Source organism: Stappia sp. ABD4_338 (assembly GCF_056312175.1).
In genome coordinates this window covers 1901919-1924506 of sequence record NZ_CM149982.1, presented here as the reverse complement: position 1 = coordinate 1924506, position 22588 = coordinate 1901919, and the positions used below count along the sequence as shown (strand labels likewise).

The 22588-nt window shown below is 62.1% G+C and carries 13 protein-coding genes and 1 pseudogene; 9 read left to right on the top strand and 5 right to left on the bottom strand.

Features of this window, described 5'->3' with window-relative positions:
• Positions 1–2: 2 nt before the first annotated feature.
• Entirely contained in the window at positions 3–464 is a 462-nt protein-coding gene (locus tag ACYX4S_RS08870; RefSeq protein WP_476362631.1) for an RrF2 family transcriptional regulator, read from the bottom strand.
• Between the two features lie 124 nt (positions 465–588).
• Between ACYX4S_RS08870 and ACYX4S_RS08865 the strand changes: the two genes are divergently transcribed.
• From ACYX4S_RS08865 to ACYX4S_RS08835, 7 genes are all read left to right on the top strand, one after another.
• On the top strand, positions 589–2205 hold the full coding sequence (locus ACYX4S_RS08865; protein ID WP_476362630.1) for an ABC transporter ATP-binding protein/permease: 1617 nt from the start codon (positions 589–591) through the stop codon (positions 2203–2205).
• Positions 2202–3848 (top strand): amino acid ABC transporter ATP-binding/permease protein, encoded by a 1647-nt coding sequence (locus tag ACYX4S_RS08860; RefSeq protein WP_476362629.1) that lies wholly within the window; start codon positions 2202–2204, stop codon positions 3846–3848. Before ACYX4S_RS08865 ends, ACYX4S_RS08860 begins: the two co-directional genes overlap by 4 nt.
• Before the next feature lie 132 nt (positions 3849–3980).
• On the top strand, positions 3981–5606 hold the full coding sequence (locus tag ACYX4S_RS08855) for a cytochrome ubiquinol oxidase subunit I (RefSeq protein ID WP_476362844.1): 1626 nt from the start codon (positions 3981–3983) through the stop codon (positions 5604–5606).
• A gap of 5 nt (positions 5607–5611) precedes the next feature.
• Entirely contained in the window at positions 5612–6775 is a 1164-nt protein-coding gene (gene cydB, locus ACYX4S_RS08850; protein WP_476362628.1) for a cytochrome d ubiquinol oxidase subunit II, read from the top strand.
• 13 nt (positions 6776–6788) lie between these two features.
• Positions 6789–6926 carry a cytochrome bd-I oxidase subunit CydX gene (gene cydX / locus ACYX4S_RS08845; RefSeq protein ID WP_293722467.1) on the top strand — a complete coding sequence of 46 codons (138 nt, stop codon included), beginning with the start codon at positions 6789–6791 and terminating at the stop codon, positions 6924–6926.
• 206 nt (positions 6927–7132) lie between these two features.
• On the top strand, positions 7133–8443 hold the full coding sequence (locus ACYX4S_RS08840) for an NAD(P)/FAD-dependent oxidoreductase (protein ID WP_476362627.1): 1311 nt from the start codon (positions 7133–7135) through the stop codon (positions 8441–8443).
• Between the two features lie 12 nt (positions 8444–8455).
• Positions 8456–8812: a DUF5368 domain-containing protein gene (locus ACYX4S_RS08835; RefSeq protein WP_476362626.1), complete on the top strand. Its 357-nt coding sequence runs from the start codon at positions 8456–8458 to the stop codon at positions 8810–8812.
• Between the two features lie 355 nt (positions 8813–9167).
• Here the strand turns inward: ACYX4S_RS08835 and ACYX4S_RS08830 are convergent, their stop codons facing one another.
• The 4 genes and pseudogenes from ACYX4S_RS08830 to ACYX4S_RS08815 form a co-directional block, all read right to left on the bottom strand.
• The gene (locus tag ACYX4S_RS08830) at positions 9168–9932 is read right to left on the bottom strand and encodes a hypothetical protein (protein ID WP_476362625.1); all 765 of its coding nucleotides are present in this window, start codon (positions 9930–9932) and stop codon (positions 9168–9170) included.
• A gap of 58 nt (positions 9933–9990) precedes the next feature.
• Positions 9991–10518 (bottom strand): hypothetical protein, encoded by a 528-nt coding sequence (locus tag ACYX4S_RS08825; RefSeq protein WP_476362624.1) that lies wholly within the window; start codon positions 10516–10518, stop codon positions 9991–9993.
• A gap of 587 nt (positions 10519–11105) precedes the next feature.
• Entirely contained in the window at positions 11106–15416 is a 4311-nt protein-coding gene (locus ACYX4S_RS08820; protein ID WP_476362623.1) for a tetratricopeptide repeat protein, read from the bottom strand.
• A gap of 178 nt (positions 15417–15594) precedes the next feature.
• Positions 15595–15711 (bottom strand): annotated as a pseudogene (locus ACYX4S_RS08815) (DDE-type integrase/transposase/recombinase); the annotation flags it as partial.
• Between the two features lie 571 nt (positions 15712–16282).
• Here ACYX4S_RS08815 and ACYX4S_RS08810 point away from each other — a divergent pair.
• Positions 16283–20056, top strand: a complete 3774-nt coding sequence (locus tag ACYX4S_RS08810) for an autotransporter domain-containing protein (protein ID WP_476362622.1) — start codon at positions 16283–16285, stop codon at positions 20054–20056.
• Positions 20057–20535: 479 nt separating this feature from the next.
• Positions 20536–22062 (top strand): hypothetical protein, encoded by a 1527-nt coding sequence (locus tag ACYX4S_RS08805; protein WP_476362621.1) that lies wholly within the window; start codon positions 20536–20538, stop codon positions 22060–22062.
• Positions 22063–22588 lie beyond the last annotated feature (526 nt).

Below are 22588 nucleotides of genomic sequence, written 5' to 3'. Positions count from 1 at the left end.
CGTCACGGGAGGCATGTGTCGGGCAACTGTGGCCTGAGCGCCAAAAGCGCGCTCAGGCCGCAATTTCCCTGAACCAGATCGCGCAGTGTCACCATGTCGAGCTCATGGTAGAACGCATCCAGCGCGCGCTCGATATAACGTTTCAGGCGGCAGGTGTTGCGCAAGGGGCAGGTATTGGTGGCCTCGTCGAAACACTCGGCAAAGGGAATTTCCGCCTCAAACAGGCGAAAGACAGCGCCCATGGAGACCTTGTCGGCCGGGCGGGCGAGGGAAAATCCCCCGGAGCGGCCGCGCATTGTGGACACATAGCCATCGGCCTGAAGGCGCTGAACCACATGGGCCGTATGATTGGTGGAACAGTTGCAAATGGCCGCGACCTCGGCGGTCTTGAGCAGACGGCCCGGGTTGTCGGCACAGACCATCAGGATGCGCGCGGCAAGGTTGGTTCTGATGGTCAGTCGCATGGGGTTCCCTCGATCATGTGGTCATGATGCTGCAGAAATGCGAGTTTGGCCTTGCGCCAGATCAAGTCGGCCCGGCCAGGTTCCGCTTAAATACACATCCATGATGCGAAATAAGCTCCGCGCGATGTCGGCACCCAAGCACCGGACCAACAACACCGAGGCGCTCGGCAGCCTGCTGTCTGTCCTCGCCAGCCTCGTCTGGTTGGGGGCGGCCGCGGTGATCGCGAACGCCTTTGGCAATCTCATGGACGGGCATCCGGTCGCGGTCGTGCGAACCGGTATCTGGCTCATGCTGCTGTGGGGCTTGCGCGCGGCCCTCGACCTGGCGGCGCAAGGGGTGCTCGCCCAGGCGGCGGATGCGCGAATTGACGCCCTGCGGCACGAGATCGTGACGGGGGAGGCGCGGGCGGCCACGCCCTCCGCCCTGGGCGGCGCAGGCGCCATCGCGGCACTGACCGCCGAAAAACTGGAAGCCCTGCGCCCGGCCTTGCTGCGCTACCGGCCGGCCCGTATGCGGGTGCTGGTTCTGCCGCTGGTGATCCTGTGTATCGCGGCTTGGCACAGTTGGGCGGTGGCGCTCGTCCTGGCTTTGGCGGGACCGCTGATCCCCGTGTTCATGGCGCTGGTCGGCTGGGCGGCCAAGGAGGCCAGCGCTCGCCAGTTGCAGGAGGTCGGCCAATTGAGCGATCTGCTGGTCGATCGGCTGGCGGCGCTGTCCGACCTGCGGCTCATCGGGGCTGGCCCCGCGACGGTGGAGGGCTTTGCCCAGGCCAGCGAGGACCTGCGCGGGCGCACCATGGCGGTGTTGCGCATCGCATTCCTGTCATCGACCGTGCTGGAGCTGTTCTCGGCCCTCGGCGTGGCGATGGTTGCGATCTGGGTGGGGTTCTCCCTGCTGGGCGAACTCGGCTGGGGCGGATGGGGCGTGCCCCTGACTCCGACCGCCGGGCTTTATCTCCTGCTGATTGCGCCTGAGTTTTTCCAGCCGTTGCGCGACCTCGCGGCGGCATGGCATGACCGAGCCGGCGCCGATGCTGTGATGGAAGAGGTCAGGCAGTGGCGCGAGGATAGGCGGCCGCAGCGCCTGGGGCGCGGGGAGGCGACCTTACCCGCCCCCATGACGACGCTCGAAACCATGGGCTTGCGGCATCGGGGCATCGCCTATCCCGACCTTCTGCTGGAGCCCGGCGACAGCCTTGCCATCGAGGGCCCGAGCGGCGCGGGCAAATCGACCCTGTTGCGCCTGCTCGCGGGGGTGGAGCAGCCGGAGGAGGGCCAGATCCTTGTTGACGGCGCGCCCCTGTCGGACAAGACGGCCGATACCTGGCGCGCCGGGATCGGATGGATGCCGCAGGCCCCACATTTCGTGAATGGGTCACTGCGCTACAACATCGGCTTCGGCGAGACCGTTGCGCCGGATACCCTGCGCGCCGCCAAGCTGACTGGCGTGATCGACCTGCTCCCGCGTGGCGATCTGACCCGGCTGGGCGAACGCGGCGCGGGCCTCTCGGGGGGCGAGGCGCGGCGCGTGACCCTTGCGCGGGCCCTGCACGGCGGGCCGGGGCTCTTGCTGGCGGACGAGCCGACGGCGGATCTGGATGCGGACACCGCGCGGATGATCAGCGACAGCCTGCTGAGCTTTGCCGAAGCCGGAGGAACACTCATCGTGGCCACGCATGACGCGGCGCTGGCCGAGCGGATGGCGAAGCGTGTCACGATCCACGGAAAGACGGCGATATGAGGGACCTTCTGTGGATCATCATCGCCATTTCGCGCGTCGAACGCGTGGCATTGACGCGTGGTCTGGCCCTGTCAATCATCGTTCTGGCCATGGGCGTCGCCCTGCTGGCCCTGTCGGGTTGGTTCATCATGGCGACGGCGGCCGCGGGCATCGCGGGGATTGGCATCCTGTTCAACGTCTTCGCGCCATCGGCGATGGTGCGCTTTCTCGCGCTGGGGCGAACCGCCGCCCGCTACGGCGAGCGTGTGCTAACGCACGACGCGACGCTGCGCGCTGTTTCGGACCTGCGGGTCGGCCTGCTGCGAGGCTTGCTGACGCGCCCTCACCGGGCGTTGGAACAGCTGCGCGCGGCGTCGGAACTGAACCGGATCACCGCCGACACAGAGGCGCTGGACGGGGCACTGTTGCGCCTTGTCCTTCCCGCCCTGGCCGGAGGCATCACGATCATTGGTGCATCGCTGTTTGTGTCATGGCTGGTGAGCCCTGTCGTCGGGCTGATCCTGGGTATCGGGTATCTTGGTCTGCCGACCACGGTATTTCTCGTTGGCCAACGGATTGCAAAACGTCCCGCCCGGCTTGCCGAGGCCGCATTGCAAGTCGGGCGAAGCCGGGTGGTCGACCTGGTCTCGGGGCGTGACGATCTCGTCGTCTTCGGACAGCTTCCCGCCACGGTGCATCGCACGCGGGACGCGTTTTACAGGGCGGCAGGAGCGCGCGCCAGATTGGACAGGATCGACCGGGTCACGGGGATGCTGTTGGATCTGGTGAGCGCCTTCGTGACCGTGGGCTGCCTTATGGCGGGAATTGCACTGGTGCAGGAAGGTACGGTTTCGGTGGCAACGGCGGCCATCGGCGTCTTTGCCGCGCTGGCCCTCGCCGAAGCGGTGGCACCCGTGCGGCGCGCCCTGGCGGAGATCGGGCGGATGACCCAAGCTGCGCGACGCATCGGCCCTACGATGCGTCGCGATGAACACCAATCCACCACTCATCCAGACCAGGCAGCGGACAGAGGCTTGGTGATGCGCGACGTGACCTTCGAAGTCTCCGGTCGGCCGCTCTTCGAGCCCGTGTCACTGTCGGTCCGGCCCGGCGAAACCGTCGTGCTGCAAGGGGCGAGCGGCAGCGGCAAGAGCACGCTGTTGCTGATGGCGATCGGGGGGCTGGCGGCGACGCGGGGGGAGGTGCGCCTTTTCGGCGCCAATCCTCTTCAAATCCCGGTGGACCTGGTGACAGAGCAAGCGGTTCTGGTGACGCAGCGCGCGGCGCTGATCTCGGGCACTGTGGCCGCGAACCTGCGCCTTGCGGCGCCGGCGGCCAGTGATGACGCGCTATGGGCCGCGTTGGAGGCGGTTTGCCTGGCCGATACCCTGCGGGCACGCGGCGGTCTCGGCCTTCTGCTGGGGCCCCGTGGTGCGGGCCTGTCGGGGGGCGAGGCGCGCAGGCTGGTTCTGGCCCGCGCCGTCCTGCGCAGGCCGGCTTTGCTCCTTCTGGACGAACCGACGGAGGGGGTGGACGAGGCGACAGCCCACCGCGTCATGTCAGGGCTGAGACAGGCTTGTCCCGACGCGGCCTTTCTCGTCGCGGCGCATCGCGCCGCCGAGCGGGACCAGGCGGATCGCGTCATCATGGTCGGTCCCGCATAGCACCAGGCGCTCAATAAATTCCATATTTCGAATGTAGGTTTGATCCAGATCATATTCGCATCGGGGATGCGGAATATAACGGTTGTAAGTCCGCGCCCCTGCTGCGGATTGTCAACCGAAAGGATCATGCTCATGGAGATCGGGCTGGTCGAGCTGTCGCGCCTGCAGTTTGCGATGACGGCCATGTATCACTTTCTCTTCGTGCCGCTGACATTGGGTCTGTCGATCCTCGTCGCGATCATGGAGACCGTCTATGTCATGACGAACCGCCCCATCTGGCGACAGATGACGAAATTCTGGGGAATGCTGTTCGGCATCAACTTCGTCCTTGGGGTCGCCACCGGCATCACCATGGAATTCCAGTTCGGCATGAACTGGTCGTATTACTCCCACTATGTCGGCGATATCTTCGGCGCGCCTCTCGCGATCGAAGGGCTGATGGCCTTCTTCCTCGAGGCGACCTTCGTGGGGCTGTTCTTCTTCGGCTGGGACAAACTGTCGAAGGTGCAGCACCTTGTTGTCGCGTGGCTGGTGGCCATCGGCTCGAACTTCTCGGCGCTGTGGATCCTGATCGCCAACGGGTGGATGCAGAACCCGGTGGGCGCGGAATTCAACCCCGACACGATGCGGATGGAGATGACGTCGTTCTTCGACGTGGTGTTCAACGAGGTGGCGCAAGCCAAGTTCGTGCATACGGTGTCGGCCGGCTATGTCACGGCGGCGGTCTTCGTCCTGGGCGTGTCGGCGCTGTACCTGATCCAGAATCGGCACAAGGACCTGGCGCGGCGCTCCATCGCGGTGGCCTCGTCGTTCGGCCTTGCGGCGGCGCTGTCGGTGGTCGTGCTGGGCGACGAGTCCGGCTATTCCGCCAGCCACACGCAGAAGATGAAGCTCGCCGCAATCGAGGCAATGTGGGAGACCGAGCCCGCGCCCGCACCTTTCACCCTCGTCGGCATCCCCGACCAGGAGGCGCGCGAGACCCATTACGCGGTTCATATCCCATGGGCCATGGGTCTGATCGGTACGCGCTCCCTGACCGAGAAAATCCCCGGCATCAACGATCTGGTGATCGAGGCCGAAGAGCGCATCCGCCATGGCATCACCGCCTATGACGCGCTGATGACGATCCGCGAGAACCGCGACGACGTTCCGGAGGCGGCACGTACTGTCTTTGAGCAAAACTCCGACAACCTGGGTTTTGCCTTCCTGTTGAAACGCTACGTCGAGGATCCGCGCGATGCGACCGAGGCACAGATCACCCAGGCCGCCGAAGACACCGTCCCCGGCGTCTTCCCGCTCTTCTGGGCCTTCCGCTTCATGGTGGCACTTGGCTTCAGTTTCATCGCGGTGATGGCGTATTTCTTCTACCGCGCGTCCTTCAAGAACATGCAGTTCCCGCGCTGGTCGCTCTATGCCGCCGTGGCGATCATCCCGACGCCATGGATCGCAGCCGAACTTGGTTGGTTCGTCGCCGAATTCGGTCGCCAGCCCTGGACGGTGGACGGCGTGCTGCCGACGGCGATGTCGGTCTCGCACCTGTCGATTGCGGACCTCTTGATCACGCTGGCGGGCTTCGTCCTCTTCTACACGGTGCTCTTCGTGATCGAGGTGAGCCTCATGGTGAAGTACATCCGCAAGGGCCCGCTGCAGGACGTCGACGAGACCAACGCCTGGCAGGCCCGGCACGCGGCGCGGCTGCGCCATGTCCCCGGTGAGTCCACGGCCTCTGCAACACCTCTTTCGACTCCGGCGGAGTAGCGGACATGATCCTCTATGAAATGATCGACTACGACACGCTGCGCGTGATCTGGTGGGCGCTTCTGGGCGTGCTGTTGATTGGGTTCGCCCTGACGGACGGGTTCGACATGGGCGTGGGCGCGCTGCTGCCCTTCGTCGCCAAGACCGACGTGGAGCGCCGCGTCGTCATCAACACCGTCGGCCCGGTCTGGGAAGGCAACCAGGTCTGGTTCATCCTCGGTGGCGGTGCGATCTTTGCCGCATGGCCGCCGCTCTATGCGGTGTCCTTCAGCGGCTTTTACCTTGCGATGTTCGTGGTCCTTGCGGCCCTTATCGTGCGCCCGGTGGCCTTCAAGTATCGCTCCAAGCGCGATGGCGCCAAATGGCGCTCGCGCTGGGACTGGGCTTTGTTCGCGGGCGGCGCCGTGCCTGCGCTGCTCTTCGGCGTGGCGGTGGGCAACGTCCTGCTCGGCGTGCCGTTCCACCTGACCGAAGACCTGATGCCGATGTATGACGGCAGCTTCTACGGCAAGTTCCTTGGCCTGCTGCGGCCGTTCGCGATCCTTGCCGGCGTTGTGTCGTTCTCGATGCTTCTGATGCATGGCGCGGCCTGGCTGGCGCTGAAGACCGAAGGCGTGATCGCCGAGCGCGCCCGCCGCATCGGCACGGTGGCCGGCCTGGTCGCCGCCGGCGGCTACGCGCTGGCGGGGCTGTGGCTTGCGGTGGGGATCGACGGCTTTGCGCTGGTGAACGAGGTGGTGCCCGGCGCCCCGTCCAACCCGCTGTATTCGGAGGTGAGCCGCGAAGGCTCGTGGCTTGCGGCCTACGCCGCACGGCCATGGATCGTCGTCGCACCCCTCATGGGCTTCCTTGGCATCGCGCTGGCGGTGATGAGCCTGCGGGCGGGGCGCGAGGTTTCCACCCTGCTGTGGTCGAAAATGGCGATCACCGGCATCATCGCATCGGTCGGGCTGACGATGTTCCCGTTCATCTTGCCATCGACCGTGAACCCGGACAGCTCGTTGACGGTCTGGGACGCCTCCAGTTCGCACCAGACCCTGTTCATCATGCTGGTCTGCACGCTGATCTTCATGCCGCTGATCCTTGCCTACACCTCGTGGGTCTACAAGGTGCTATGGGGCAAGGTCACAGAGGCAGACGTCACCGAAAACGCTGACACACATTACTGAAGGGACTGAAATCATGTGGTATTTTACCTGGCTTCTCGGTCTCCCGCTTGCTGCCGCCTTTGCGGTCCTGAACGCCATGTGGCTTGAGCTGCGCACCGATGCCTGCCTTGCCGAAGAGGGCGACTGCCCCGTGGGAGAGCACACCCGCTGAAGGCCCGACTATCGACATTCGGTCGGGCGGGCCTTCCGCCCGGCCGGGGCTTCGACACCGTGGATCGAAGCCGTTTTCACGTCCTACTGATCCTCACTCAGCCCCTCGCGCGGCCCAACCGCGCAAGGGGCTTTCGAAGCTTGATACATATTCCAGTATTTGCATATGTATGTTGTTGAATGCGTTTGTTGCGAGGGAGGCAGCCCATGATCAGATTTCAGTCCACACGGCGGCAGTTCTTCGGCCTCGCCGCGGGTGGTGCCGCCGCGACGGCGCTGACCATCCCGCATGAGTCGCAAGCCCGGACCCAGACCAGGGCGCGCATCGTCATCATAGGCGCCGGCGCAGGCGGTACGGCACTGGCCAATCGGCTGGTTCGTCGCCTGGACGGAGCGCGGATCACCCTGATCGATCCGCGTGCGCAGCATCTGTACCAACCCGGCCTCAGCCTGGTCGCCACGGGTTTGAAGCCCGCCGACTACGTCACCAGCAAGACCACCGACTGGCTACCCGATGAGGCTACGCTTGTGCCTGAGAAGGCTGTTGCCATCGATCCGCTGGCAAAGACGGTCGCGACCGACGGCGGCCAGGTGCTGGACTATGATTTCCTCGTCGTCGCGCCGGGGCTGATCCTGGATCACGACGCCATCGAAGGGTTCTCGCTCGACATGGTCGGCCAGAACGGCATCGGCGCGCTTTACGCCGGGCCTGACTACGCGGCCAGGACATGGCAGGCGGCCTCGAAGCTTACCGAGGAGGGGGGTGTTGGCCTGTTCACCCGCCCCGAGACCGAGATGAAATGCGCCGGTGCTCCGCTCAAGCACACCTTCCTGATCGACGACATCGCCAAGCGCTCGGGCAATGGCGGCAAAATCGACATGCACTACGCCGCGCCGCAGACGTCCCTGTTCGGGGTGCCGATCGTTTCGGAAAAGGTGCGGATGCTGTTCGAGGATCGCGGCATCGACAGTCACTACCAGCATACCTTGAAGGCCATCGACGCCGAGGCGCGGCGTGCCACGTTCGACACCCCGGATGGCCCCTCGGAGATCGACTACGACTATATCCACGTGATCCCGCCCCAGCGCGCTCCCGAGGTGATCCGGCAATCCGGTCTGAGCTGGGCCGACAAGTGGACGGATCAGGGCTGGGTGGAATGCGACATGGCCAGCCTGCGCCACCTGCGCTACCCCGAGATCTGGGCTCTGGGCGATGTGGCCGGGGTGCCGAAAGGCAAGACGGCGGCCTCGGTGAAATGGCAGGTGCCCGTGGTGGAGGATGGGCTTGTTTCCGCCATCGAAGGGACCGACCCCACCGCCACCTACAATGGCTACACCTCGTGCCCGATGATCACCCGGGTCGGTCGCGCGATGCTGGTGGAGTTCGATTACAACAACGACCTTGTGCCGTCCTTCCCCGGGATCATCGCCCCACTGGAAGAGCTTTGGATCAGCTGGCTGATGAAGGCAGTTGCCCTGAAAGCCACCTACAACGCCATGCTGCGCGGCCGGGCCTGAGGAGAGCCGGACATGAACGATCTGACATTCGGAACACTGATCGCCGTCTTCGAGGAGATCTTCGGCCGTGGCCTGTTCTGGGCCATGGTGGCCGTAGCGGCCCTCGTGACCATCGCCTACGTCTACGTGCTGATCCGCGATCGGGCGGTCAGTTGGCACAAATTCCTGTTGGCGCAGCTCTCGATGCCTCTGGGCGCCATCGCCGCCGTATGGTTCGTGCTCACGGTGACCAATTCAAGCCTTGCCGACCTTGGCGGCCCGATTGACCTGATTGTCCTCCTCGCCATCGCCGCCGGAGGGGCGATAGGCGCAGCAGTTCTCGTCTACACGGTTCACTCGCTTGTCAGGCCACCAAGCGAGTTAGGATAGCGATGCTCCGCCAGGGAAACCGGACGTCGTCATTTCGCGAAGCCCGATAGTAATTTTTCGGGAGAAGTCCCGAGTACGCAGCCACCAAGGCCTCTTTTCCGCCCATCAGTGCCAATCACCCTGGGGCCAGCGGGGAAGAGGGGAGCCTGATTCTTGTTGCCACTTGATCTTGCGCGAAATGCCATTTGTTTTTGCGCGCTACACGTAGAATTGGCGGTTTGCTATCTCATCCGGCGAAGCCGAGAACTACACCTACGCTATAGCCCTCTCAATTTAGGGATCGAACAAGTAGCTATGGGCGGAGAGCTGACCTTCTCTGCGCTTGGCATGAGTGGCGGTTCCGGCCCCGGGGCGGTCAAACTCTGAACGTCTCTATCCCGCCATCCAGCAGCCTTAAAAGCGCGTCTGAAACGGGTGACGGCTTACTCATGTCGAAGATTTCAAGACTAACCTCCATATCGGCAATCGGCCTGAGCAATATCTCGGCATTTTCAGCTTCGAAAAAATAGACGTCTCCGCCCAATTCCGCCGGATCACCAAAACACCGGCGCGCTTCGGCCAAAAATGCCTCTGGATCAGAGGAGCCGGACCACAGGCCACGCCCATCTTTCGTTATATTTTTGCCGAAGAAACGCAAGGCGAAGGAAATGAGGCTAACGTCACCGAATGAATCACCCACGAGCTCGGGCTTCCCCTTGTACTTCTCAAGCGAATAGTTATTCGTTGGGCAAGGTGAATGTGCTTGATCTGACGCCAGAATCGAAAAATAGGATCGAGAACTTCGTGTTTCCATAAAGGACAGGCCTGCAGACGATCGGTCGAGGTCGTGCAAATTCCTTAACGCCAAGCGATACTGGCAGGGCTCCGTTGACTTTATTTTCCCTTTATCACCGGCCAGTATTTCGAAAACGTCGCTGGCCGCGACATCTGCGATGAAACCCAAAAACGCTTTCACCTCTTGCCCAAGTGGCGCTTTAAAAATGGTTTCGGCCTCATTCCAAAACTCTTCACGCTTGTTGTTTTCGGGGATCGTAATCCTGTATCTCGCCTCAACCATGCGGCGCAGCGCATTGAAATGCCCATCATGATCATTTGCGTCCAAGCCTGTAAAAAAAATCATTGAAAAAATACTTCTTGCTGTGTTGCGCCTGGTTCAGGCCAATTGACGATCCGTTGCTTCACGGCGCGGACTTTAAGAGCTTTCCAAAAGATATATGCATCTCGCGATCTCTATCGGTCATCGCATCACCTCTGCGCCAAGTGGATATACGCATGGTTTTCGTTGGGCCCACTGAGACCGTATTCACATGGATAAAGGATATGTCATCCCGAGAAACGCGCGTTGCGTATACGACATTTCCCGATGTGACCTTTCCCATCATTAAAAGAGCGAAGCCGTCGGATTCCTCTCTGTCTAGATTGGACATGATACGTGCGGTGTGCGCGCTGTCCAAGCCGTCACTTGTTCCCCCGTCATAGAATGTGACACGAGCTGCAAAGTCTTCCGGGGTGTTGTAGAAGAGGTGCATATCCCCCTCCTCTTTACGCAACTCCCATGGCGTGCCAGTGATACATATCGAAATGCCCAATCTCTCGTTGAGAAGCGTACAAGCTAAAGCGGGTTTTAAAGGCAGGCACAGACAGCACACAAGAAACGCGATCTTCGCAAGGCTGGTCTTCACGGCGATTGAATTCAAAAATGTCATTTTAGATGACCTAAATTCCACGAAACGAACAAAAGCTTGAGGTTTTCGAGTATCATTATCGTGATCCCCAAGCAATCTGCGTTGGTGTTTGGCGCATCGAGTCCAGTCTTCCATTTTCCCACGCTGGCAATTCGTGCGTACCTGACATCGCCCCCCCCCCCCCCAGCGAAGGTCGGCAATGCAGGCTGCAATCGCAGCATATGAGGATAAAACTCAAGACCTGCTCAGGGCCGGTCCCATCGTGCGGCGTCGGCAGGGCGATCCTGCTAGTCGCGGCAATGCTGCACGATGCCTTGAATGTCAGCTCTGGGGAAGCCGCACGGCGGCGAAGCGACACTCCGTGAGAGGCAGCTTTGGGCCGAGAGTGTCGCCGCACGCAATGTAGGTCGACGCCCGCTTTGCCGCCTGGCCATTCGGAAACCTGCAATTCCGCTATCGACCCCTTTTCGGTCATTCGTGGTCCCCGTCAGCACTGGGGGTTTGATCCAACTTGAGCAGGGTTCGCCAAGCCGTTGTCGAGCGATATCGTGGGCGGCCAACGACGTGAAGGCGCTCTCCGAAACCAAAGAGCTGGTGAGATCCCAAGATCAGGCCGTATCTGGATCTCGGCCATTGAGTTCCTTGTCCAACTCTGTCAGCAGGTGCCGCGCTGTTTCAAGTTGTCGTTCGAGTTCGGGCCATGATCCATCGCCATAGTCCGCCAGGAATGCCCTCAGGAGGGCTTGCGCTTCGCTATAGCGTTCGAGCATGTCACTGGTTGTTACCAGTCCAAAACGTGCGAGAGCGACAAGGATCTGCATCGGCCGCGTGGCGGCCTCTGCAAAGCGGGTGAGCATATAGTTGTAAGCAGCCACCGCCTCGTCGCTTCGCTGCAGCTGGCCAAGGGCCACGCCCTTGTAGAGCAGGGCCTTGGCAATCTGCTCCTGGACGGTCGGCACGTCGGTGTCGGCGAAGCGGGTAACGAGCTCGTCATAGGTGGCCATTGCCTCGTCGTGTCGCTGCAGCTGGCCGAGCCTCACGCCCTTGTTGACCAAGGCCCTGGCGATCTGCTCCTGGACGGTCGGCACGTCGGTGTCGGCGAAGCGGGTAACGAGCTCGTCATAGGTGGCCATTGCCTCGTCGTGTCGCTGCAGCTGGCCGAGCCTCACGCCCTTGTTGACCAAGGCCCTGGCGATCTGCTCCTGGACGGTCGGCACGTCGGTGTCGGCGAAGCGGGTAACGAGCTCGTCATAGGTGGCCATTGCCTCGTCGTGTCGCTGCAGCTGGCCGAGCCTCACGCCCTTGTTGACCAAGGCCCTGGCGATCTGCTCCTGGACGGTCGGCACGTCGGAGCCCGCAAAGCGGGTAACGAGCTCGTCATAGGTGGCGATTGCCTCGTCGTGTCGCTGCAGCTGGCCGAGCCTCACGCCCTTGTAGACCAGGGTCTTGGCGATCTGCTCCTGGATGGCCGGCACGTCGGAGCCCGCAAAGCGGGTGACGAGCTCGTCATAGGTGGCGATTGCCTCGTCGTGTCGCTGCAGCTGGCCGAGCCTCACGCCCTTGTAGACCAGGGTCTTGGCGATCTGCTCCTGGACGCCCGGCACGTCGGTGTCGGCGAAGCGGGTGACGAGTTCGTCAAAGGCGGCGATCTCCTCGTCGCGTCGCTGCAGCTGGCCGAGCCTCATGCCCTTGTTGAACAGGGCCATGGCGATTTGCTCCTGGACGCCCGGCACGTCGGTGTCGGCGAAACGGATAACGAGATCGTCATAGGTGGCGATTGCCTCTTCGCTGCGCTGCAGCTGGCCGAGCGTCACGCCCTTGTTGACGAGGGCCATGGCAATCTGCTCCTGGACGGCCGGCACGTCGGTGTCGGCGAAGCGGGTGACGAGATCGTCATAGGTGGCGATTGCCTCTTCGCTGCGCTGCAGCTGGCCGAGCGTCACGCCCTTGTTGACGAGGGCCATGGCAATGTGCTCCTTGACGCCCGGCACGTCGGCGTCGGCGAAACGGATAACGAGATCGTCATAGGTGGCGATTGCCTCGTCGCGTCGCTGCAGCTGGCCAAGGGTCACGCCCTTGTTGACGATGGCCTTGGCAATCTGCTCCTGGACGCCCGGCACGTCGGTGTCGGCGAAGCGGGTGACGAGTTCGTCAAAGGCGGCGATTGCCTCTTCGCTGCGCTGCAGCTGGCCAAGCGTCAAACCCTTATTGACCCGCGCCCTGGCGACCGCTTCCTGCACGCCCGGCACGTCGGTGTCGGCGAAGCGGGTGACGAGCTCGTCATAGGTGGCCATTGCCTCATCGCTTCGCTGCAGTTGGCCAAGGGCCCCGCCCTTGTTGACCAGGGCCATGGCAATCTGCTCCTGGACGGCCGGCACGTCGGTGTCGGCGAAGCGGGTGACGAGATCGTCATAGGTGGCGATCTCCTCATCGCTGCGCTGCAGCTGGCCGAGCGTCACGCTCTTGTTGAACAGGGCCTTGGCGATCTGCTCCTGGACGGCCGGCACGTCGGTGTCGACGAAACGGGTGACGAGATCGTCATAGGTGGCGATTGCCTCGTTGTGTCGCTGCAGTTGGCCAAGGGTCACACCCTTGTTGACGATGGTCTTGGCAATCTGCTCCTGGGCGGTCGGCACGTCGGTGTCGGCGAAGCGGGTGACGAGATCGTCATAGGTGGCCATTGCCTCATCGTGTCGCTGCAGCTGGCCGAGCGTCACGCCCTTGTTGACCAGGGCCTTGGCAATCTGCTCCTGGACGGCCGGCACGTCGGTGTCGGCGAAGCGGGTGATGAGATCGTCATAGGTAGCGATCTCCTCGTCGTTTCGCTGCAGCTCGCCTAGCGTCACGCCGACGTTGAAAAGAGCGGCGGCGACCGGAAACGCCAACTCCGGCGCGTCAGGCGGCAAGGCGTCCCAAAGCTCGTAGACCTGTTTGCGGAGGCGCTCCACATGCTCGGCCTCGACGCCACGACCTTCGTTCGAGCTTATCTCGAACAGAGCCAAAGCTCTTGCGAGTTCGGACGCGGTGGACCCTTTCACCAGCAGGCCGCCCAGGCTGTCGAAATCTTCCGGGAAGTCCCGAAAGGTGCGGGTGATAAACTGTACCATTCCGCTCTTGTGCGATACCGGGTCTTGTCGTGATGGTTCCTCATCCGAACCGCCATCATTGCCGGCTCCCGAATTGGTTGGCCCGCCATCGTCATCCGGAACCAGCTGTAGTGCCCATTCGATCAGGTTTTCGCGCTCGGTCAGTCTGCGCGCCTTGAGCACGGACAGTGCGAAATACTCCCCCAAGAGATCCGGCTGCAGCGCGCCCAACTCATTGTCTGGGTTTGAGCCGGACATGCGCATGAAGCGGTCCGCCTCGAACAGCGGCGGCGTTGCGCCCAGACCAAAGCGCGGGAGGTTGTTTGCCGAAGGGGTGCCTGCCTCCAGAAGCGCTTCAAAGCTTTCACGTGCCGGGGAGAGGGCCATGGTGGAGACGGCCAGCAGGTTCTCATGGGCATGGCGCAGCTGGTTGGCGGCTTCATCAGCGGAAAGATCCGAGAACCAGACCCGTCCCCGTTCACGGTTCAGAAGGTCGGCGAGCACCTCCTCGCGGGAGAGCGGCTGGCCCTGATGCTCCGACAGCCACAGGGCGGTGGCAACCGCGAACAGGGCGCGGGGGGCGGCAATCCCTTCCTGCTTGCGGTTGTCGACGGTCACGAGCGCCTGCCACAAGTCCTCGGGAGGCGGAGCGGAGTCCGGCCCGAACCGCTTGCTCATCAGGCTCACCAGATGCTCCCGGCCAAGGGGCGGCAGATGGAAGGCCTCCTGCCAGCGGCTGCCCGCCACAAGTGGGCCATCGCTGCCTTTCGGCATCAGACCGTCGAACCACTTGCCGGCGGCACGTCGTTCCAGCAGAAGCAGCCGGACCGGGTAATCGAAGTCGGATTCGTGGCCCGCCTGTGCCAGGCCGAGAACAAGTGCCGCGACCTCAGACGGCGCCTCGGCCGGATAGTCGATGATGAACAGGGTTGGTTCCGCGGGACGCCAGCGGCGAACGTTGGTCTGCGTGAAGTGCTGCAGCTCCGAGAAGGGAAGAAAGCCCGCGCGCCAGTCGCAATTGCTCATCTCCTTCATGAACTCCAACGCCAGCCGGCTCTTGCCTTCGCCTCCATCCGCGATCATCGGTAGCCAGCCGAACTGATTCTGAGTGTCCTGAGGCCTGTTCTGATTGTCCTGAGGCCTGCGGCCGGTCTGTAGCGCAAACGCCCAGAGCTGATTGAGCGCCTGCTCGCGGCCTTCGAACCCGTCAAACTTGGCGGTGTAGTTCAGCGTGGGCATGCGCGCGCCCTGGTCGATCTGGGAACGAGCTGCACTGCCCGTGGCGCTCTTGTCATCGAGCACCGGCGCATATTGGTCACGGATGAGCGCTGTGAGCCCTTCGTGGCTTTCCCGGAGTGCCGAGAGTATGTCGGACGCTGTGCCCTGCAGGTCCTCAAGCTGGGCCCTGGTCAGAACGGCGTGGAGATCTTGCACGCTTTCGGTCGGTGAGGGTGGGGCGCGATCCGGGCGCACCCTGCCCAGGGCCTCAACGAGCTCTGCCTTCAAGTGCGCCCGATCCCGGCATTTGTCGGCCAGCATGACCAGCCTTGCATAGAAGCGACGGATCAGCGGCGCTTTTTCGAGGAAGGAGAGTGCCCGGTTGCGGGCCGCATCTGTCAGAAGGCCCGCCGCACTTCCTGTTACCAGATGGATCAGGCGATAGGAGGCGGCCGCCATCACTCCGCACCCGGGAACACCCGTGCCGATGGTCTCCTTGAGCTCCGCGATACAAACGGCGCGGAACTCTTCGTCCTTGAAAAGGTCGGCAATGCCCAGGCGCATGAGATCATTGACGATCTCCGCGCCGGAAAGCTCGGTGTCCTGATCCGGCATGCTCTCAACGCTCTCGGCAATTGCTCCTGAAAGTCGATCTTACGAGCCAATCCCAGTCCTGCAACGGTTGATTGCGGGGGGGGCGGGTTGCAAGGATCGGGGGGAAGCAGGTGCTGCTCGAGATGAATCGTGGCTCCCAAGTCGATCTTGCCCTGCGTCTGCGGGTGAAACGGCGCTCCGCACACATGGTCGAACACAGCCGCCACGCGATGATGTGGCGAGAGTAATCGTCAAGTCCCGTCGACAGGTACATCCATCCCTATCCGATAATCTTGAAGTCGGTAAAGTCGGTCTGCCGCGTCCCCGTGAGGCTCACTCTTCTGTCTTAGTCCTAATTCTTGATCTGTGAAGATGATCCAAAAGAACTGAAGCATGCACTCAGCTCATTCTATTTTATCGCGCTGACCGGGGACAGAGAGTTGCGTTTGTGCCAAAGGGCGTGATTAATCTAGCAACATACAGAAGCATTAAGGCTTTTCTAACAATGTTTTGGCGTAACGTAGATCATAATTTTTTGCGCATTTCCAAAGTGTTTCCCATAAGGGGAGCGCAGAAAAGATGCGTTGGGACCAAACCGGAAACTTGGGTGAGATGAGGAGCGCCGAGACAGATAGACAAAAGCAACAGGAATGCGTTTGTCCTGCCAGCCTCTGATTTTGCCGTCCAACGTCACCAGGGAACACTTGTGCCAAGCCAGTGATTTGATCGCAGGGTCGGGGTAGCAGATGCAGAAGTCTCGGAATTTCGCCAGTTACGGTTCAACAGGTCGTTTGTTTTCGGTTCCCAGGGTCTCAAGAGGGGCGCGCCGTGTGGCGGTTTCGTCCTCCCGGCTTCTCGCCTCCACGGCACTCTGCGCGGTGGCTGTCTTGACGCTCAGCTGCGATTGCGCGTCTGCCGCAGTCTACACGGTGACACAAGACACGGACGATGGATCTGGCCAGACCAGCGGCAGTTTGAGCTGGGCCATTCAGAACGCGGCTGCGGATGGCGACTTCATCCAAATTGCGCCGGGCATCTCCAGCATCACCGTTACCGGGGGCTCCCTGCCAAGTCTTCAAGCCGACGTGACAATCGCGGCGGAGCAAGCCGTCGAGATCACAGGCGCTTCGCTCAACGTCAACAAGGCCTCTTCGCTGGAGCTTTCTGGAGCCTCCCTGTCGCAGGCTGTTACCACGGGCTTGTCTGGTCACACAGTCGGGGCGCAGGGCGCGATGGGGGCAGCATCTCCCGGTCCCGATGGAGGTCCCTCTTGGGTTGTCGCCGGCATTGGGCAAGACGGCGACATCCCCTTGTCCGTCCACGGCTCTACTGTCACCAGCACAGCTGACCTGACCGGTGGACTGGGCGGACAAGGCGGACATGGATTCGATTTCCTTGATCCTACATCCACTTCCGGTGCTGGTGATGGTGGTGATGGTGGTGATGGTGGTGCAGCATTGGACGCCAACTATTCCAGCTTCACAAACAAGGGAACTCTCGTAGGGGGAGCTGGCGGGAAAGGGGGATCAGGCGGCCAAGATACAACCGGTGGCACTAGCCAGGGCAATGGCGGCACTGGCGGCACAGGTGGTGCCGGTGCAACTGGCGGTCATTTCACCTTGACCAACCGTGGCATGATTTCCGGAGGAGGCGGCGGCAGTGTTGGTGGGGGTGGCACAGCAACGGATGGCACAAAGACGCTTGCTGTTGGTGGTGCGGGTGATGGTGGTGCGGGGGGCGCTGGCGTTTCTGGCACTGACATCACCCTGATGAATACTGGAACAATTACCGGTGGAAATGGATCCAGAGGCGGACTTACCGCCTATGATAACTCGGATCCCAGATACTACAGGATCAGCAACGGTGGCGGGGGTGGCTCGGGGGTTCATTCAGCGGGCTCGACCATAACCAACAGCGGCACAATTTCCGGCGGTCACGGCGGCGGCGCCGGCAGAGCGCTAACAGGTGTTCGCCTTGGCCAAAGTGGTGAGGGTGGCATCGGCATTTCTGGCTCGAACACCACCATTGTCAACAGCGGTACGATTTCTGGCGGTAATGGCGGCGCGCCGAATACAACGTCTCCTTTAACGATCTCTATCACAAATGACGGAGGTGGTGCCGGCGTCAGTGGCAGCGATTTGACAATCGTCAATAGTGGAGCGATTTCCGGCGGCCTGTCCGGAGATGGGAAAACTCGTGCCAATGCCATCGAATTTACCTCCGGCGCCAACTCACTGGAGCTACGGGCTGGCTCTGTCTTCACCGGCAACGTGGTGGCCGGAGGCAGCTCGGACACGCTGACATTCGGCGGAACCGCCAATTCCACCTTCGACCTCAGCGGCATCGGCGCTCAATATTCCGGCTTCGAGGCCTACTCCAAGAGCGGCGCGTCCACCTGGTTCGTAACGGGCGTCATGACGAAGGGAACGAGCCTTCAAGACCTGTCTGTCTCTGCCGGCACATTGGACTTTTTCGGCGACGGTACCTCAGCCTCGACGACGAATCTAACCATCGACGGCGGGACGCTGCGGGTATCCAATGGGGCGGCGCTGACCAACGCCAGTGGCAGTGAGCTCGTCATCGGCAGCGCCTCCGGGTCCAACGGGACTGTTCATGTCGCCGGATCAGGGTCGACATGGACGACGAGATCGGGCGGGATTTTCTCTCTCACCGTCGGAGGGCACGGAACGGGCGTTCTGACGGTCCATGACGGAGGAAACCTCTCAGCCGACGGGGGCAGCGGGTTAATCCAAATTGCGGATGCGGCCGACTCCAGCGGGACTTTGAACATCGGCGCTGCTGCTGGCGAGACGGCTGCCGCACCGGGCTTCTTGGAGGTGCATGGAATAACCTTCGGCAGCGGTGCAGGAAGCGTGGTCTTTAACCATACGAACTCCGCTTACGACTTCAATGTTGATGTCTCAGGTGCCGGCACGCTGGCCTTTTATTCCGGGGGCACCACGCTAACGGGTGATTACACCGATTTCACAGGCTCAGCCGAAGTCTTCAAGACAGGCGCCTTCAACCTAACATCCAGTTATAAGGCGGCAGTTGGGCTCAATGAGGGTGTGCTTTTTGAAGCCAACAGCACTTATGAAAACGACTTCATCGTACGTTCCGGCGGCGCGCTTGGTGGCACCGGCTCGGTTGGCAGTGTCAAGGTTGCAGCTGGCGGTACGTTGGCTCCGGGACAGCTGAAAGCCGGAGATGTTCGCTTCGAATCCGGCTCGATCTATCAAGCTCAAGTGAATGCCTCTGGCCCCTTGAGCGTACTGGTTGCCGAGGGCACAGTGGACATTGACAAGGATGCCACGCTCTCCATCGTTGCCTCAGATGATGGAACCTATACGCCTTCAACCCTCTATCCAGTTCTCCTGTCGCTGGGTGGTCGTCACGGCAAATTCGGGACGGTGACGGACAACCTTGCCTTTCTCGATGCCTCTGTCGCGTACACCGACAATTTTTCTACGCATTTTGTGCAATTTACCCTGAACCGCGCCACCAAGTCTGACAATTCCCTGATGTCCTTCGCCGACCTGGCCTCCTCGCCAAATCGCAAATCGGTAGCAAATGCGGTCGAGGCGGCTGGCGCGGGGACCTTGCATGATGCCGTCCAGTCGATGCGGGTTGGAGAGACAGAGCAAAGCTTCCAGCAGCTCTCCGGCGAGAGCCATTCGACAACCCAAAGCGCGCTCATGACCAGCGCCAACACCAGTCGCAGCAGCATGACCCATCGGGTCATCACCGCAACCGGCGGGGTTGGCAGCTCGTCAGGCGAGCAGGTCTCCATGGGCTTCCACGGCGAGGGCGAGGTTCCCATGCTGGAGCAGGTCAACGCCCAGATGTGGGGCGAGGCTTTCGGCGGCTGGGGCAAGGTCGATGCGACCGCGACAACGGCCTCGGTCGAAAGCTACGGCGGCGGGTTCCTGACCGGATTCGATGCGGAACTCATCGCCGACTGGCGCACGGGCCTGATGGCCGGCTATTCCAGAAACCAGTTCCATTCTTCGGGCAACGGCTCCAGCGGCTCCGCCGACAGCTATCATCTGGGGGCTTACGCAGGCACGCAGATGGGGCCGATCGGCCTGCGTCTTGGCGCCAGCTTCACCTGGCACGATCTGGCTACCAGTCGCGACGTGGTCTTCACCGGCTTCTCCGATCATCTCGAGGCGGATTACAACGCCACCACGGCTCAGGCCTTTGCCGAAATCGGCTATGCCTTCCAGCTTGCCTCAGGGGTGTTCGAGCCGTTCGCGGGCCTTGCGGTCGTCAACCAGCACACGGACGGGTTCACGGAAAGCAGCGGCTCGGCGGCGCTGACCAGTGCCAGCAACAACGACGTCATGGGCGTGACCACGCTGGGCCTCAGGGGCGAGGCGGGCATTGGTCAGGTGAACGGATTTGCCGCCTCGCTGATCGGTTCGCTCGGCTGGCGCCATGCCTTCGGTGATATCGAGCCGACATCGACCATGCGCTTTGCCAGTGGCGGGAATGCCTTCTCCGTCTCCGGTACGCCAATTGACGAGAATACGGCGCTGTTCGAAGCAAGCCTATCACTGGAAAAGGACGAGACCCTTGGCCTCTCCCTCAGCTACCAGGGCGAGATCGGTGCTACAGCCCAGGATCACTCCGGACGGCTCAACGTGCTTTATCGGTTCTGACTATTGTGAAGAGGGCATCAAGGGATTGCAATCGCAGCCCAGGCAGAAGATCGGCCTCGCGGTATTGGACGGGCGACAGGGCGTGCATCCGCGTTGGAGTTGACACCTGGTACAGGTTGCCCGCAATAGTTTGACAGTCTCGAGATTTGCGCCCGGCGGGGGAAACCCCGGCCGGGCTTTTTCGTGACCGGTGGCCGTTGACTGGTGACCGACCGGCAGGCGTTTTTAGGGACCGTACCAGGGCCAAACACAATACGGGCGGACTTAGTGTTTGGGTTCGCCAGTCTGACGGCAAAAACAAAGCCGCAACAAACGCAACAATGAGGGCGCAACACCAGGCGTTGCCCTCAACATCACCGCAACATCGCAGGTCCCGTGTGAGGGCAACGGCCATCCAGCCGTCGGCCTGAAACTGGATTTTGTCCAAGCTGCCCCGGGATCCGGAGGCGGCTTTTTCATGGGAAAAAGGAGCTGATGACATGTCGAGCGAACGCGAAATCCTGATCAAGCTGAATGACCTTCTCTCCAGCATCGCGAACACCCTGTTCGCGATCGGATCGACGAGGATGCTGATACTCGATCGCGCGTCGCTGGCGGATGCGTCGCTGGTGTATTTCCGCGAGAACGGCGAGGAGCGGTTCCGCGTCGGGATGTCCTGTGGGGAAAAGGACTTCACGATCCAGTACAGCCCGAACGGCTCGCCGCTCACCTATGACGACCGGCTGCGCATCGACAGCGAGACGGGCAAGGTAACGGTCAAGGGGCTCAGCCTTGACGGGGCGGATTTCGCGAACATCCGTCTGACCGGCCAGACACGCTTTGCCGACGGCAGTGCCGCGGCGCCGGCAATCGCCTTCTCGGACAACATGGACTCGGGTATGTTCGCGCCCGCGGCAAACTCGCTGGGCCTCTCCTGTGCGGGAGAGGTGGCAGCGCAGTTCGAGCCCGGGCGGATGCGCCTGTCAGGGCGTATCACGGCCGAGGCTGACGACTTCCGCCTGGAAGCGCTCACCGCGCCGGGGAGCGATACGCGACGGATGTCTCTCGTGAGCGGCGGTTCGTTCACCACGTCGCGAGGGGCCTATATGTTCGTCTGCGGAAACGACCATGCCTCGACACCGGGGCGAGCCGTCATGGCTGCCGGCGTTGGTGCGGGGGCCGAGATAAGTGCGACCACCGTGTCGCTGATCTCCATCGGCAGCACGGTGTTTTCCAATGGCGGTACCGAAGCGGCGCGGATGACCCAGACCGGTCTTGGCATCGGGACGTCGGCCGTGGGGGCGGCCGTCGACATTGCCAAGGGCTCAAGTTCGACCGTGCGGCTGCGGAGCGCAAATGCAGCGCATGGCTATCAGATCCGCGCGAATGTTTCGGATGAGGTGGACTACGGTTTTGTGATCGAGGATCTTTCCTCGAAAGATCTCTACTGGGTTCAGGGCGGAGCGTCCGGCTTCCATCGTTGGTTCATCGATGGCTCCGAGAAGATGAGGTTGAACAGTGCGGGGCAACTTGCTGTCGGGGTGACGGACCCGCTGCATTCGGTGGATGCTGCGGGGAATATCCGGGCTCGTGGCGATTTCCTGGTTGGCCTCAGCACCGGAACCTATCTGGGCGATGACAATGCTATCCGCCCGGCGCTTAGCAGTGCATATCTGAACCTGAAGGGCGGCGCTGGCCGCGCCAAAGTCTCGCTCGCCAACGACTTTATCAGCCTCGTAGCCGGCAATTCGGGTGGTAATATCAGTTTCTCGACAGGAGCGACGTCATCGACGGACCCGGGTGTCGAGATTGATCGGTTTAGCGCTGCCGGCCAGTTCCTGATCGGCACCACCTCTGGCGTCTCGAAGCTGGTCGTCAACGACGACAGCCTGCAACTGACCACCCCGAAAACCCCAGCAAGTGCCACCGACACCGGCGAGACCGGCCAGATCGCCTGGGATGAGGAGCACATCTATGTCTGCACCGCGCCCGACACCTGGAAGCGCTCCGCGCTTACGACCTGGTGAGGAGGCAACGCCGGCCACCTTGCGCAGGCCGCGCCCTGGGCGTGGGCGAGGCGCGATGCAAAGAGCACGGCCGCAGTGAAGGGCGGCCGTGCACATCCCCTCTGCGTGTGCGGGAAGCACCCTTGCTGGAAGATCCTGTGGGTTTTGGATAGGTCTCCCGCTGAAAGCTCCTCCGGAGAGCCCGACTTCCGATCTTCAGTGCGTCTGGTTGCGGCTCTTTGCGAAGCTGGCCCTGCCAAGTTCGCGGCGTTTGGCGAGCTTGCCAATCCGGCGTCGAATGTCGTCCTCGTCGGGGTATTCGGGGTCGAAAACGCGCCCGTGCCATTGCGTGAGTTCCCGGTGAAGCTCATGGTCGGGATCGGCAATGGGTGTAGGAACACTTCGAAACCGCTGAGCCCGCCCACGCTCGCGGCTCGGTTGGCTGACCCCGACCGAATATTCCGACACCATGAACCTGAAACGGGATCTGCCGCTCCGCTCGTTCGCGAGCTCCGCGTCAGACCCCGTCAATAGCCCCGGCCATTAC